Source organism: Marinifilum sp. RC60d5 (genome assembly GCF_052400665.1).
Lineage (GTDB): Bacteria > Bacteroidota > Bacteroidia > Bacteroidales > Marinifilaceae > JBQTGK01.
Genome location: NZ_JBQTGK010000005.1, coordinates 190,291 through 203,979 on the forward strand (window position 1 = coordinate 190,291; position 13,689 = coordinate 203,979).

At 34.5% G+C, this 13,689-nt stretch carries 13 protein-coding genes and 2 pseudogenes; 6 read left to right on the top strand and 9 right to left on the bottom strand.

Features of this window, described 5'->3' with window-relative positions:
- Positions 1-36: 36 nt before the first annotated feature.
- The 8 genes from cas4 to ACT3CE_RS13600 form a co-directional block, all read right to left on the bottom strand.
- Positions 37-549, bottom strand: coding sequence for a CRISPR-associated protein Cas4 (gene cas4 / locus ACT3CE_RS13565; protein WP_444710307.1), 513 nt, complete (start codon positions 547-549; stop codon positions 37-39).
- A gap of 33 nt (positions 550-582) precedes the next feature.
- Complete coding sequence (locus ACT3CE_RS13570) at positions 583-1,179, bottom strand: transposase (RefSeq protein ID WP_444710308.1); 597 nt, start codon at positions 1,177-1,179, stop codon at positions 583-585.
- A 67-nt stretch (positions 1,180-1,246) separates the two neighbouring features.
- Positions 1,247-2,302 carry a hypothetical protein gene (locus ACT3CE_RS13575; protein WP_444710309.1) on the bottom strand — a complete coding sequence of 352 codons (1,056 nt, stop codon included), beginning with the start codon at positions 2,300-2,302 and terminating at the stop codon, positions 1,247-1,249.
- 19 nt (positions 2,303-2,321) lie between these two features.
- Positions 2,322-3,716, bottom strand: a complete 1,395-nt coding sequence (locus tag ACT3CE_RS13580; protein ID WP_444710310.1) for a hypothetical protein — start codon at positions 3,714-3,716, stop codon at positions 2,322-2,324.
- A 12-nt stretch (positions 3,717-3,728) separates the two neighbouring features.
- Positions 3,729-5,897 (bottom strand): CRISPR-associated helicase Cas3', encoded by a 2,169-nt coding sequence (gene cas3, locus ACT3CE_RS13585; protein ID WP_444710311.1) that lies wholly within the window; start codon positions 5,895-5,897, stop codon positions 3,729-3,731.
- Between the two features lie 3 nt (positions 5,898-5,900).
- Entirely contained in the window at positions 5,901-6,503 is a 603-nt protein-coding gene (locus tag ACT3CE_RS13590; protein ID WP_444710312.1) for a hypothetical protein, read from the bottom strand.
- 7 nt (positions 6,504-6,510) lie between these two features.
- Positions 6,511-7,185, bottom strand: coding sequence for a CRISPR-associated endoribonuclease Cas6 (cas6, locus tag ACT3CE_RS13595; RefSeq protein WP_444710313.1), 675 nt, complete (start codon positions 7,183-7,185; stop codon positions 6,511-6,513).
- A 166-nt stretch (positions 7,186-7,351) separates the two neighbouring features.
- Positions 7,352-8,263, bottom strand: a complete 912-nt coding sequence (locus ACT3CE_RS13600) for a helix-turn-helix transcriptional regulator (RefSeq protein ID WP_444710314.1) — start codon at positions 8,261-8,263, stop codon at positions 7,352-7,354.
- A gap of 303 nt (positions 8,264-8,566) precedes the next feature.
- Here ACT3CE_RS13600 and ACT3CE_RS13605 point away from each other — a divergent pair, with 303 nt between their 5' ends.
- The 4 genes and pseudogenes from ACT3CE_RS13605 to ACT3CE_RS13620 all read left to right on the top strand — a co-directional run.
- Positions 8,567-8,794 carry a hypothetical protein gene (locus ACT3CE_RS13605; RefSeq protein ID WP_444710315.1) on the top strand — a complete coding sequence of 76 codons (228 nt, stop codon included), beginning with the start codon at positions 8,567-8,569 and terminating at the stop codon, positions 8,792-8,794.
- A gap of 748 nt (positions 8,795-9,542) precedes the next feature.
- Entirely contained in the window at positions 9,543-10,382 is an 840-nt protein-coding gene (locus ACT3CE_RS13610) for a hypothetical protein (protein WP_444710316.1), read from the top strand.
- Between the two features lie 9 nt (positions 10,383-10,391).
- On the top strand, positions 10,392-10,751 hold the full coding sequence (locus tag ACT3CE_RS13615; protein WP_444710317.1) for a hypothetical protein: 360 nt from the start codon (positions 10,392-10,394) through the stop codon (positions 10,749-10,751).
- Positions 10,752-11,126: 375 nt separating this feature from the next.
- A pseudogene (locus ACT3CE_RS13620) lies at positions 11,127-12,182 on the top strand (RHS repeat domain-containing protein); the annotation flags it as partial.
- Positions 12,183-12,227: 45 nt separating this feature from the next.
- On the opposite strand, the gene ACT3CE_RS13625 reads toward ACT3CE_RS13620, so the two are convergent.
- Positions 12,228-12,386: a hypothetical protein gene (locus tag ACT3CE_RS13625; RefSeq protein WP_444710318.1), complete on the bottom strand. Its 159-nt coding sequence runs from the start codon at positions 12,384-12,386 to the stop codon at positions 12,228-12,230.
- Between the two features lie 342 nt (positions 12,387-12,728).
- On the opposite strand from ACT3CE_RS13625, the pseudogene ACT3CE_RS13630 reads away from it, so the two are divergent.
- Positions 12,729-13,112: pseudogene (locus ACT3CE_RS13630) on the top strand (RHS repeat-associated core domain-containing protein); the annotation flags it as partial.
- A 210-nt stretch (positions 13,113-13,322) separates the two neighbouring features.
- On the top strand, positions 13,323-13,689 hold a 367-nt coding region (locus tag ACT3CE_RS13635), incomplete at its 3' end, for an RHS repeat domain-containing protein (protein WP_444710319.1).

The window sequence follows — 13,689 nt, forward strand, 5'->3', positions numbered from 1 at the left end:
TTTGACTTAGGGTTTATTGTTGCCAAAGAATTATTTTTATTCTTCACTTTCAGAACTGTAACAAAAATCGTAGTAAGAACATTTTTTACATTTAGGCTTATTTATGACTTCCGGACATTTATCGGAGTGAATAATTGTATCAATTTTCTCAAGTAATTCTACAATTCTCTCTTTATCGGGGATACTCAAAAACACCTCTTCTGTTTTTCGCTCCTTTGGATATTCAAGTATACCAGTTACTCCATCCATCCCGTTTTTTTCCAAAACATAGATATAGTATTTTACTTGCCAGGCATGAGAATTGAATAGTTTACTCGACTTTTTAATTTCGTGAACTACCTTATTTTTGGTGTCGTAATAATCTACTTTAATACCATCAATAGCAATTTCTTCAAATTTAGAACTTCGTTGCTGATAGCTGTTTTCATGAATTAGTTTTCCTTCGTAAACTAAATCCGAAGACTGTTCCATTTGAATATTATTGGCAAATAACCACAGTTTGCGATGACAAACCATGTAATAATTAAAGTGTGTGCCTGTGATGTTCATGAGCTATAAGAATTGATTTATTCTATTGAAAGATTACAAATCCAGCCATTGCTCGATCTTTGCTATATCTAGTTTTTGATTATGTTTTAATTTGAAATTTGCCTGATTATCGAACCACCCTATTACCGCATCTCTATTCAATTTTGTTGTTTGTACCGAAATGCAAGTTAAGTACGACGACCACGGATACTCTATTGGATGATCGCAAAAATTGTGATGTACAGGGTTATTGTGAATGTAAAGAACAACTTGCCTTAAATAATCTTTAGAATCGATTATTTTTCGTCGAAAACTGTGTTCAAAAAGACTTCCTGTACGATTGTATCTTTTATTGAAAGCCTTTGTGTAAGCATTAAAAAGATTCGAGAATTGTTGATTAATACGCTTATTAATATCCAAAGGACGAAGATCTTCGAGACCTTCTGGTTTTGTAATGTATACCAACAAGTGAAAATGGTTTCCCATTAATACCCAAGCAAAGGTTTTGGCAACCGGAGAAATGTACTTGTCGTACAATCTCAGAAAATGTTCATAATTGCTTGTCTCCTTAAATATGGAACAACTGTTTATTCCACGATTGTAGATGTGGTAAAACTGATCAGGTTCTAAAGGAAGTTGCGGATTTGCCATTGTTTTTTCATTTTTTAGACCTTCAAGGTTTTTAAAACCTTGAAGGTCTGGTATAAAATGATTTGTTTTAATTCAATTGATTCTCGTAATCGAAAGCAAGCATCCTATCAATAAGGGTTTGTTCTGCTTTATCAAGGGCATCTGCACTTTCTTTTTTAGTTCGGATGTATCCACCAGCTGAAAGGGTAACGAAACTTTCAACATCAGTCATATCTTCTTCGATAATTGGTTCTGCTTTATTCTCCTCTTCTTCTTTTAGTTTAGCTCGAATACTTCCTGCAATTTTGTTTGCATTATCTGAAACAGAAACAGCTAAAGTTTCCATTAGGCTGAAAGTTCGCGATTGATTAGATGTAATTGTCCAGTTTATAATAGCGTGGGCTAAAGCTGGAATTAATTTTTCACGAACATCTTTCGGTGCTACTAAACAAGTTCCAAAAACGGTTTGAGTTTCTTCCCATCCTGTTTCGCGAAGTTTGGCTTCTGTTTCGGCTGTAATTTCTGGTTCTAGTTTATTTAATAATACACAAAATAGTCTGCGTAGGTCGATGGCCATATCTTGTACAAAAAGACCAACGGCTCTTCTGTTGTCGGGTATCCATTTACGACTTAGACTTCGGTCTTTGCCTTCTAATAATTCTGCTATTTGGGCTTCGGTTAATTCTTCTTTGTTCTCGTTTCTTACAATAACCTTATTATTGGGGCGGTCGCTACGATCAAACGATGCATTTTCTTTGTCAATGCCTGCTAATAATGGATGCAAACCTCGCATTGATGATATTGAAAGTGGACTACGGCGTTTAATAGTTCTGTCTTTTCCACCTTTAGTAGCTTTCATCCAGCCTCCAAAAAGTTGGTCTGCATAAGATGGATCGCAAGTTGCAAAAACTTCACCTTCTTTCATTTCTCCTTTTTTATTAACATCGAATAAAAAAGTTGTTGGCGAAGGAATTTCGTTCAAAGCATTTGAAAGTGCATCTATCATAGATCGCTTAACTTGTTGTCCGCTTGAATAAGGTACACTTTTATTGAATTGTGGATCGTAATAAGTTTTTTGACCATCGGCCACGCAAAAAACAGTATGTTCTGCTCTCTTTAATGTTCTGATATAAATAGTATTCATTATTTTATGTTTTTAAGATTTATGAATTTCTTTCTTCGTAAGCGTAATCAAATTTTAGTAGTACAACGAAATAGCCAAAATCCTCAGCCGACATCATATGTACTCTATCACGCAGTTGTTTCATAACTAACAAACCATTTTCATCTATTTCTGATATGATTGTAACTAAAGCATTGATAAATGCTTTCTTTGATTTAGCACCCAGAATGTCAGATTGAATTAAGTTCTTTCTGTCAAGTTTGGTTGCTTTTTCTCTATACGCTAGAAGAGCCTTAGCTACTTCGTTGGTATATTCTAACGATTCTTCTTTGTTTTTTGTAATCATAGCTAATAACCAAGTTTTATATGTTCGGTATGTAATTATATTTTCGTAATCTTTATGAATTGCTTTGGATTTGCGTAGCGCATAATCTTCATCACTTTCATTCCCTTTTTGCTTTATTTTTGGTTTTGATAACTTTAAAGTAGAGTCATTACCAAAATATTTTCGTAAATTTTTCGGTTCCAATGCTTGAAGTCCTATGGAACCTAATTCGCAAGCTCTTTTTATATGAATACCGAATAAAGATTCGTAATCTTTGGCATCATTTAATGCTGCTTGTTCTCCAAATAGTAGTTTGTAATAGCGAATAAGTGTTTTGGCTTTATCGAAATGAAAAGGGTAAAAACCTAGAGTTTTATTGGTTTGACCTAAGCTAAACACATAGCCAGTTAAGGTTTGTTGTGGATACTTGTTGGAGATATTGAAAAATAGTTCACTCCAGTTAATGGTATTGACTTCAATTACTTTATCTGTAACAGAAAACACATTCTGAGTGTGCAGTTGAGTAAAATCAAAATCTTCACGGAAACGTTTATTAAATGCGAAATTTAACCATTGTCCGTTCCATGTATTTATTTGATTTCCTCTGAGTTTAAGCAAGCTTTGATCATTTAAATAGTTTCGATAAATTTTCCACCCTTCATAAAGTTTAAAAAGAATATTGGGGTTATTAAAATATATTGAATATCCACCTGCAATACCTACACTTAAGCCACCACCAATCCATGAAAAATAAACATCATTGTTTTCGGTTTTGATGTTAATGTCAGTAACTGCACCTGATGTAGTTGCAAATTCTTTTGTTTCTGAGGCGGGAAAGCCAATGGCTATACTGGCATCAGCTTCGCATTCATCTATCTTTTTGTGTAAGTTTTGTAACTTTTCTTTGCGTTCTTCTTTACTAAGAAGATGAGGTTTTTGTCCCGCTTTCATTTGTACAAAAGGTGAGTTGGTTACCCATTGCATATATTTGGGATGATTGTAAAAAGTTTCAAAATATTCCTTTTCAAAGAACTCTTTAGCAGTATAATTATTTCCTGTTTTTTCATTGTACACTTTTAAAAAAGTGCGTCCTATTGTTGATGCTATCATTTTATTTTCATTTTATAGGAATGAATATTTAGTATCGTAAAATTCTGGTTTTGCTTTTGATACATCTAAACCAAATTCGCTACTGTAAGCGGTATCGGGTAAAATAAATGGTTCGATTCCACATTTAGTAAGCTGATTTAGATTCTTGGCAATGTAATAGCGAGTGTTTACGGTGAGTTTGCTTCTCGTTTCGGTATTTCCTTCACGATATGCATCTTCATCTGCTTCACAAATACAATTCACACTATCAATATCCAGTAGGTCAAGCAAAATAGCTTTTGAATTATGAGTAAGTTTATCAATTGTCCATCGTCCATCTTCTTTAAAAACTGAATGTTCTTCAATTTTCAGAAAATCAATTTCAGTAAAAACCTGATCTATTTTGGCTTGTAATTCATTTTCTTGAAGTACTTCATTGTCGGGTAGTGTTGCATAACTTCGGTTCATAATTTCCAGATCGTAAGGCAAGGCTTCTTTTTCATCTTCGGGCGGAGCTAAAACATAAATAGGCTTGAATTTCCCAATGGTGTCATTGTTCCGTTTTCGGTTTACACGTCCAAAACGTTGAATAAGAGAATCAAGAGGAGCTGCTTCAGTAATCATGAGATCGAAACTAATGTCCAAACTAACTTCAACAACTTGGGTAGATACAACAATGCAAGCTTTGTTTGAGGTATTGAAATTTCCGTTGGGTGTTCCATCTTCTTTCAGCCCTAAAAGCAATTGTTCTTTTTCATCGCGGTCACCTTTTTTAAATCGACTGTGAATTAAGAGTATTGGGATTTCGGGATATAAGTCCAACAATTTTTTGTATTGTTCTTGTGCATGTTTAACACGGTTGCAAACTACTAATAGCTTTTTATTCTTGCTGATTGCTGTTGCAATTATTTGATGGGTCTGATCCCAATCATCTACCTTGTGAATAATATGCCTATTGAAAGCTGTTAATTCTTTATTTTCCAATTTTACTTCCAATACATTCTCTTTTCCTAAAATATCGAGAATACGATTGTATAGAATGCTTGGCATAGTTGCAGTTCCAATATGAATCTTGCAATCTAAATAGTTAAGAACTTGAATGATCTTAAGAACAATAGCTCTTGTAATATTGGTATAGGTGTGAATTTCATCTAAAATAACATCACAACCTTTAATGTCTAAAAGCATAGCTTCGTAACCATTTGTGCCAAAGGCAATAGCCGCTATTTGATGTGGCGTTAGTACTTTAATGGCCGCACCAACGTGTCCTTGAATTATTTTTTCTTCTTTAGTAGCACCTTTTGCTGAAATAGAAGAAGACGCATGCAATAAGCGAATGTCTAGGTTTAGATTGTCATTTTTTAAATCACTTTTAACCCGTTTATACATGGCGTTAATGGACGCTTGAAAAGGAAGTGTGTAAAAAATACGACCTTTGCATCTGCGAAATAAATAGTCAGTTTTTCCTGCTCCGGTGCAAGCAACAACCATAGTGTGTCTTTTATCGGATACACTGTTTTTCTCGGATAAAGGATAGAGTTTATGTTGACGATTATAGAAGTTGAGATTTGGAGTTTGAAAAGTGCGTTTCATATATTCCTCTGTATTTTCAGATAGAGCAGAAGCAAAATGATCGGCTGCCATTAACAAACCTCTCCATTCTGAAAAACCTCTTTCTTGTACTATTTCATCGCAATAGTCATAAACTTTATCAAAGTTTTCCTCTGCTTGTTGTTCCGAAATATCATCCGCTTTAATGCCTAATGCGTTTAAAATTGTGATGGCATCATCTTTCCAGTTATTCCAATCTTTTATGTGAAGGCTAAAAGTATCTCCGTGTACTTCTTCTAAATCGAGTATTCCTTTTTCTCTAGCATCATGTAAAATTGATTTATGATGGGCAATTACCATCTCGATTAGTTGTGGATGTATATTTTCTGGGAAAGCAGAAAGAAAAAAGCAGGAAGCTATTTCATGTCTGAATGGTGTCCTTGGTATTGTTTTCGAATTTAATCGCGATTGAAAAATAGAGCTAGTTTTTCCAATATCATGTAAAATAGCACCGCAACGTGCTATTTCCGTATCAAAATTTAAAGCATCAGCAATTTTTTCTGCGGCTAAACTAACCTCTATCAAATGTTGATGTAATGTTGTTTCTTCGGGCTTTCCTTTGGCTTTTATATGCGGGCAAATATATTTCATATTTTAATAATTTGTCCTTACAGGAGTTCCAACTACCTTCAAATATCCATACATGGCTTCATTTTTTTTCAGGCGATGATAACCTACCAAAAATGATTCGTCGGTTCTTTCAAATATCAGTTCGAATCCTGAAAACAGGTCTTCATCTGTATCGAATTCATTTTTAGTAACTTCAATTATTTCACTGTCAGGATAAAGAATATCTTCATTTCTACACAGACAAATGTGTTCTTTTGATGCACTTAGGGCATCTTTCATGGTTTTAAATGCGAGCCAAAGAACAGGTTCAATGAGGACTCCTCTAACTAATATGGCATATGGACGGTGAAATCCTTTTTCTTCTCCACTACTTTTTTTGTTCCAACCTCGCGGTTGAATTTGTTCCTGTTGTTGTGATATTTGTTTATAGCTTAATCGGTGACCAACAATTTTTTTTATTTCTCCATCATCATTTTTAAGAAGTCCTGGAAATAGTTTCCGTTCAATTCCGGCAACAATTGAAGGTGTTAAAAACTGTTGACTGTAGGTCTCGCTATCGCGAACGGCTGTCCATGGTTTTATAAAACCAAAAGGACCTGTATATTTTACTACGAATATCTTTTCCATAATCCTATTATTTTATAGCTCCAAAACCAATTCCTGTTGAATTTCCCAGACCAACATTCCAAGCAAAAATTTTTGTCTCGGGTTTGCCTTCGATAATTACTGGACACCAATTGGCACGAATTTGTGTGATTTGATTGCCTCGTTTATAATTGATTTTTTTAGTACTTTTTTTGCAATAGTTTTGATCGAAAGTGATTTTTAAGCTTTCATCTTTGGCTAAACCTGCACTTATCATTTTTGAAGTAAGTGTTTCAGCAAGAAGATCTGGAGATTCTTTATCATCGAAATAGTAGAATCTTTTTCTGCCATTTTCTAGATTACGCTGAATATAAATGGGACTTCCTACTTGAAAATTTGATTTTGTTGCTAGATCAGGATTTTCCTGTAATACAATTTCAGTGACTTTCAAACCAAAAAATAGTTCAGGATTGTTTTGGATTCCTGTTATTAGCAGCTTAGCTTGTTCGTTATTCCAACAGCTGATAAAGAAACTGGCTCCATTAGGAAAGTCTAATCCATTTTTTGTTGCTTTACCTCCTGTTAAGTTAGAGAATGAATAGAGAGATATAGAATCATGAAATTCATTTTTGCCAAACCATTTATGAATGGTTCCAGTGAGCAAATGCAAATGATTAAATTCTATGGTTTGTTTTGATGCAGTTGTTTTTATATGTATCCTCATATGTTTAGTTCTTTTTTATTTGTTTTTATTAAAAACTTCATACCTAATAATTACTAGATAGGGTGTGTTCCTTTTTTTCTAAACCTTCAAGGTTTTTAAAACCTTGAAGGTTAATTTATTTTTAATTATTAACTTTTTATATTTACTAAGTTCCATTTCAAAACTGTCAACTAGTGACAGCTAGAATTTTTTCTGCTTTATTTTTTATAAATTCTTGTAAGGATTGAGGATATATAATTTCAATTTCGTCGGATAAACCCATAATAAAGCGACCTACACCTTTAAAGTTTGAAACAGGAGCCTCGAACACAAATTGCTCACTATTTATTTGGCTAATGTATTGTTCCGATAGGGGATATTCTTCTTGAAGTAATTCTGTTGCACGAATTGAAAGTTGTAGTTTTATATCGATTTTTTCTTCCGAACTAATTCTGAAAACATCCATTGGCAAACTTTTGTGTTCTTTTTTGTGTTCCCAAGGTTCAGGTAAAATTTGAACAGAGGCAATGCGTGTATTTTTAAAAGTTTTGCAGCATCCGGCTTCAATGTCGTAGGCCCACGTGGCTATGTAGTTGTTAGTGAAATCAAAGGGTTCAACAATACGATCTTTTTGTTGTTTGCTATTGGCCGATAAATAATCGCACAGAATTACTTTGTTCTTGTATTTAATGGCCTGCATTAACTGGTGAATATTTACAGAGTGTTTTTCTTTCACAAGCGTATCGGCAACTCTGTCAAAATCGTAAAGAGCATAAAGTTTTTTAACTAAATTGCGTTTCAGAAGATTTTCGTCGCTAACCGAATGAATTGCCTTCTGAAGAATGACAGCCTCTTCTTTCGAGAAATGCAAGAGTTCACTAATTTCTTTAAAATAAGGAGAGCTTTTGTCGATATGGTACCTACCGTTTTCTGGTTTAGGAATGATAAAACCAGCATCTCTAAATGTTTGGATATACCTTCGAGCAGTTCGTTCCGACATTTCAAAGCGGTCTGATATTTCATCCAGGCCATACTTTATACCACTTGAAAGGAAAACCATTAACTCCAGTAATTTCTGGAGTTTTTTATGTTCTTTCATTTGTTTGATGTATGTAATGTTAAAAATCTATTTAAATGTATAAAATATTAAACTTAATTTAAAAGCAAAGAAGTCAAATAAATGATAAGACACATAGGATTAATTAGTTGTGTGTTGTACAGTAGGGTGTTATTCTATTTGTTAAGGTTTGGAATAAGACTAAAAGGTTTCCTGTGGAGAGATCGATTAACTGCTGCATCTGAAAAAATAAAAAAACAAATTGCGAGATTCTCTGTAGGAGAAATATTTCGATATGAATAGCTTGATATCGAAAAGGATCAATATGTTACTGCGGCTAAAGTATTGGAGCGTCTTCAGAAAAGAGGATTGATAAAGAAAGTTTCGAAAGGGACATTCTACAAACCGAAAAAATCTCTTTTTGGAGAATTGAAACCAGATGAACAGGAATTATTAAAACCTTATTTGTTCGAAAAAGAAAAACGAATCGCTTATATAACGGGTAACTACCTATACAACCAATTGGGATTCACTACACAATTAACAGGTATTTTAAAAATACCGAACAGATAGCAGTTTGGCTAGGTACTACGACCCCGAAATAGGCCGTTGGTTTTCCATCGATCCTGATTAGTTTTACCGTTGGAAAAGGATTAGATTCAATACCAAATGAATAAAATATTATATCTGATAGGAGGATTTTTAGGAATGCTTGTTGTTCGTATGTTGTTTAAATTATTATACTTAGCCATTCTTCGGATAATTAAATTATTCCAAGATTATTTCAGAAGTAATTCGTAAAATAAGACGCAACAAATTATAAAAGAGCTAACTGTTATTCTGTATGAATGATATTTGTATATAGTTTTTTGTTTTAACATTAGAATTGATAACAAAGCTAAAGATAAAATCAACATAATAACTATAGGTAATATAGAGCTTAGCCAATGATTTAAATAAAATAGTACAATTAGGGTTGATAAAGATAATATTATGTCCGTAGAGAACGTGTATATTGTTTTGAGAGATTTAAATAAGTGCCATTGAGCTGTAATATAAAAAAGTGTTAGTAATAATAGAGAAATGGTAAAAAGTATCCCAGCATATGGTATTAAAAATTGTTTTAAAAAAAAGAATAATATTGCTAAATAAAACAAGAAAGTATCTATTTTTTTCATTTAAATTATTTTAATGGAAGTTATTTATTTAAATATAGATAATATTGGTGGGGTAATGCATCAAACGTGTTGTTTTTATGCAATGGTAATGCTTCAAGTTAGCTGATATAGCTACGGCAGGTATTGGAAACGCTTTAAATGGCATGAGTGGTTTTGGAACAGAAGCATTACGGGCAGGTATGCATGGTGTAGCACAAGGCGGTTTAGGAGCAGTGCAAGGCGATAATTTCTTTAATGGCTTTGCAAGTGGTGCCATAAGTTCTATCGCTAGTAGCGGTTTTCAGTCATTGGACACCAAGTTTACAAACTCAATGTGGGGCGGAACATCTTTCGGAGCATTATCAGGTGGTGTGGGCGCAGAACTTTCAGGAGGTGATTTTTGGCGAGGTGCAGGAGTAGGTGCTACGGTTTCTTTGTTGAATCATTATATGCACCAGGTTGAGGGTGAATGGAATGAAAAACGTGCCAGTAATAAAAGGGCCAAGGCTTATGCTGAGGAGGCTTTTAGTGGGATTAGTTTGGCGAATCATGGTAATGGTGCATTTAGCCTAGGATTTACTGTAGGGTTTAGTACTCCATTTAAAGGACCTTCAAACGGAGGTTTTGGATTTAGTGTTGGTAAATTTACGGGTTCAACAACTAGGGGCATTTACCTTACATTAATGAAAGGAAGAGGTGTAGCATTATCAGCTTCATTTGATGCGACATACTATAAAAGCTTAAATGGTAGGAATATTACATTGGGGGATTTAGCTGGAGATGGATTTCAGGTTGATTTTGGTGCTGCATTTCTTGGATATTCTTTAGCAAGTAATGCTTATTATAAAGATGGCTTTAAGCCAATTGCTCCAACTTATAGGTCTCATACGCTTAGTGTTAGTAATGGGATGGATGTCGGATACTCTGATTATAAATCAAAAACTTATGTATTTCCAATTATTCCATGGATTGGATTATTGATTCCAAAAATTCCAGGGTTTTAAAATTAGAATATGAGAAAAAAGAATTTTTATAAAGTATTATCAGTGATTATAATTTTGATTGTAATAGTTGTAGTAAATTATTTTGAACCTTCTTCTGATGAGATTACTAAAAGTGCCTATGAATCATTAAAGTATGAAAAATTTTACGGAGAAGTTCAAGAGAAGTTTTATGATAGAAAGAATCATAATCATCCTACTATTATTTTAAGAAACGAATTTGGCATGCAAGATGTTCTATTAGTACGTGATAGAAGTGGACTCTTTAATTATATTGAAAGCGGAGATTCTATTTCAAAAATTTATGGAAAATATGAAGTGAGATTAAAGAGAATTGGAATTGATACGGTTTTTGTATTAAGCTATCAATAGTGGTAATGTATCAAATTGACTAATGGTAAAAAATAGTAAATCAATACCTAGCCGATGGAACACTACTGCGCGGTAGTTTTTTCGATGAAGACAACAATGAAATAAAACGAATTGATTATCAGGGCGAATTTCTCTTTGTAAACGGACAGTTAGATAAAGTTTTTACCGAGGAAGGTTATTATGAGCCAAATACAGCCACCAAAACCAAGAAGAGTGACTATGGCACTTACTATTACACCCTGAAAGACCACTTGGGACATACAAGAGTGGTAGTTGACGAAGAAGAGAATGTAATATAAGTAACGGAGCTTGCGGAGTTCATGAGTGCCTTATTATAAAAATTACTACACGAACTAAACTGCCTACTATCCTTATGGAGGAATAATAGCAGGATTAAGTACCAAAACAAATTATAACTATCTTTATACGGGAAAAGAGTTCATTGACAGTTTAGGCATTAACTGGTACGATCACCATGCGCGTTATTACGACCCCGAAGTGGGCCGTTGGTTTGCTATTGATCCTGCATTACAGGCAGCAAGTCCTTACATGGCCATGGGAAATAACCCCATGATGATGATAGACGAAGATGGCAGAACCTGGGGCGTTTTTAAAGCCATTGGACAAGCTTGGGATTGGGCATGGGACAAAGCCAATCAATTTGCTCAATGGGCAGACCAAGTGGGGATACCCTCGGCAAATATTGGTTATGGAATAAGTTCTAGTGGGCAAACACAACCAGTTGGAGATATTAATGGACACCCTTTATTTAGCAACGAAAGCCAGTACGAGGCCGCTTCGCAAAATGCAGTGAATGCTATAAATGATGCAAGGGGAGAATATTTTGGTCAGCAACAAATGAATGCCAATTATAGCCAGCAATTAAACAATCAGATTATGAGTATTCCTTATACTTCAATTTCACATCTTGACAACAATAACACCTATTCGTCTGATCGTAGTCTTTCTTCTAAAGATCTATTATCTTTCGCACCATCAACACTAGAACCTTTAAGCAAACAACTATTTGTACCTACAACATATAGAACATCTAATGGAATACAAAATTTACGCAAAGCTAATGGAAATTTCAGATCACTAAGAGCTCGAGAGATCGCTAGTACACCAAAAATTAAAAACCTGAAGGCCAAAGGTACATCTGTTTTGTTTTTTATAAACCAAGCATCTCTTTATAGTGATTACAGTAACAAAACAATAAGTTCTGACCAGTATGATATTGCAACTATGGAAAATGTATTAGGCTCAATTCACCCAATGATTGGATTATCTTTAATGACTTATTCTACAATGGGATTTATAAATGAAAAAATAGATGAGTTTCTAGCTAAACCTGAAGTTATAATGTTTTACAACAAAATGAATTTTGAAATGGATATATGGAAGTGGCAAGGCGCTTATCCTGGAAACTAAATAAAAACGAATGAGAATATACAATTATATCTTTTTTAAGATTTATCAAATACTTTCAGCATTTGACGAATCTCCTACTTTTGCAACTATCATGGTAATGTGCTGGTTATTTTTGTTTAATAGCTTCACATTAATTGACTTTGTGATAAGAAGTAATGATGTGTCAGCTTTTTCTGATAAGTATGTATCTATCTCTTTTGCCATACTAATACTAACAATACATTTCTTGTATTTTTATCATAAGGACAAATATGCCCACATTATAGAGAAATATGAAAAAGAAAGCATGAAATTATCTATATATGGAACCTTAAGTGTTATACTATATATCTTTCTCAGCATATGGGTGTTTTACAAATTTACCATACCATTTATTGGTGTGAAATAAAACTAATGTATTTTTTGTACCCAGCCACTCAAAATATGCTAGCCCTGATTTAGAACCAGAGCTTATGGAATAAAAGAATTTTAAATCCGGAAAGAGTTCCTTGATAATTTTGGCCTGCTTGCGCAGTGTAACGGAGTCCCGAGCATCGGGAGTACGATCACCATGCCCGTTATTTCGACCCCGAAGTTGGCAGATGGTGGGCAGTAGATCCTCAACTTGTTTCCCCAAGTCCGTATATGGGTATGGGAAATAATCCGATGACTTTTACCGATCCAAATGGAGAAGACCCATTTACTGCGGCTATTATTATTGGAGCTATAATTGGAGCCGCAAGTTATACTGCAAATGTGGCTTTTAGCGAACAAGGCTTTGATAATTGGAACTGGGGACAATTTGTTGGATCTGTTGGAGTAGGAGCTGTTTCTGGTGCTTTCACCTATGGAATTGGTGATGCTTTTGCTGGTGTTAGCCCCTCGCTGCCGCAAGAATCCTTTCTTGTGGCTTGCAGAAAGATAAAGCATAGTAAAGTGCAGAAGTTCTAGTAGAACCTTGCCGATGGCACACTACTAAGAAGAAGTTTCTTAGATGAAGACAACAACGAAATAAAACGAATTGATTATCAGGGCGAATTTCTCTTTGTAAACGGACAGTTAGATAAAGTTTTTACCGAGGAAGGTTATTATGAGCCAAATACAGCCACCAAAACCAAGAAGAGTGACTATGGCACTTACTATTACACCCTGAAAGACCACTTGGGACATACAAGAGTGGTAGTTGACGAAGAAGAGAACGTAATACAAGAGACTGCATATTACCCTTATGGAGGAATAATAGCAGGATTAAGTACCAAAACAAATTATAACTATCTTTATACGGGAAAAGAGTTCATTGACAGTTTAGGCATTAACTGGTACGATCACCATGCGCGTTATTACGACCCCGAAGTGGGCCGTTGGTTTGCTATTGATCCTGCATTACAGGCAGCAAGTCCTTACATGGCCATGGGAAATAACCCCATGATGATGATAGACGAAGATGGCAAAACCTGGGGCATATTTAAAGCCATAGGCAATGCTTGGGATTATGCCTGGGATAAAGGCAATCAGTTTGCCAGGTGGG

What these genes read in the sequence shown, in the direction of transcription:
- cas6 (WP_444710313.1), bottom strand. Translation starts at nt 7,185, where the DNA reads ATGAGGATACATATAAAAACAACTGCATCAAAACAAACCATAGAATTT.
- ACT3CE_RS13580 (WP_444710310.1), bottom strand. Translation starts at nt 3,716, where the DNA reads ATGATAGCATCAACAATAGGACGCACTTTTTTAAAAGTGTACAATGAA.
- ACT3CE_RS13625 (WP_444710318.1), bottom strand. Translation starts at nt 12,386, where the DNA reads ATGGCAAAAGAGATAGATACATACTTATCAGAAAAAGCTGACACATCA.
- ACT3CE_RS13615 (WP_444710317.1), top strand. Translation starts at nt 10,392, where the DNA reads ATGAGAAAAAAGAATTTTTATAAAGTATTATCAGTGATTATAATTTTG.
- cas4 (WP_444710307.1), bottom strand. Translation starts at nt 549, where the DNA reads ATGAACATCACAGGCACACACTTTAATTATTACATGGTTTGTCATCGC.
- ACT3CE_RS13600 (WP_444710314.1), bottom strand. Translation starts at nt 8,263, where the DNA reads ATGAAAGAACATAAAAAACTCCAGAAATTACTGGAGTTAATGGTTTTC.
- cas3 (WP_444710311.1), bottom strand. Translation starts at nt 5,897, where the DNA reads ATGAAATATATTTGCCCGCATATAAAAGCCAAAGGAAAGCCCGAAGAA.
- ACT3CE_RS13570 (WP_444710308.1), bottom strand. Translation starts at nt 1,179, where the DNA reads ATGGCAAATCCGCAACTTCCTTTAGAACCTGATCAGTTTTACCACATC.
- ACT3CE_RS13610 (WP_444710316.1), top strand. Translation starts at nt 9,543, where the DNA reads ATGAGTGGTTTTGGAACAGAAGCATTACGGGCAGGTATGCATGGTGTA.
- ACT3CE_RS13590 (WP_444710312.1), bottom strand. Translation starts at nt 6,503, where the DNA reads ATGGAAAAGATATTCGTAGTAAAATATACAGGTCCTTTTGGTTTTATA.
- ACT3CE_RS13575 (WP_444710309.1), bottom strand. Translation starts at nt 2,302, where the DNA reads ATGAATACTATTTATATCAGAACATTAAAGAGAGCAGAACATACTGTT.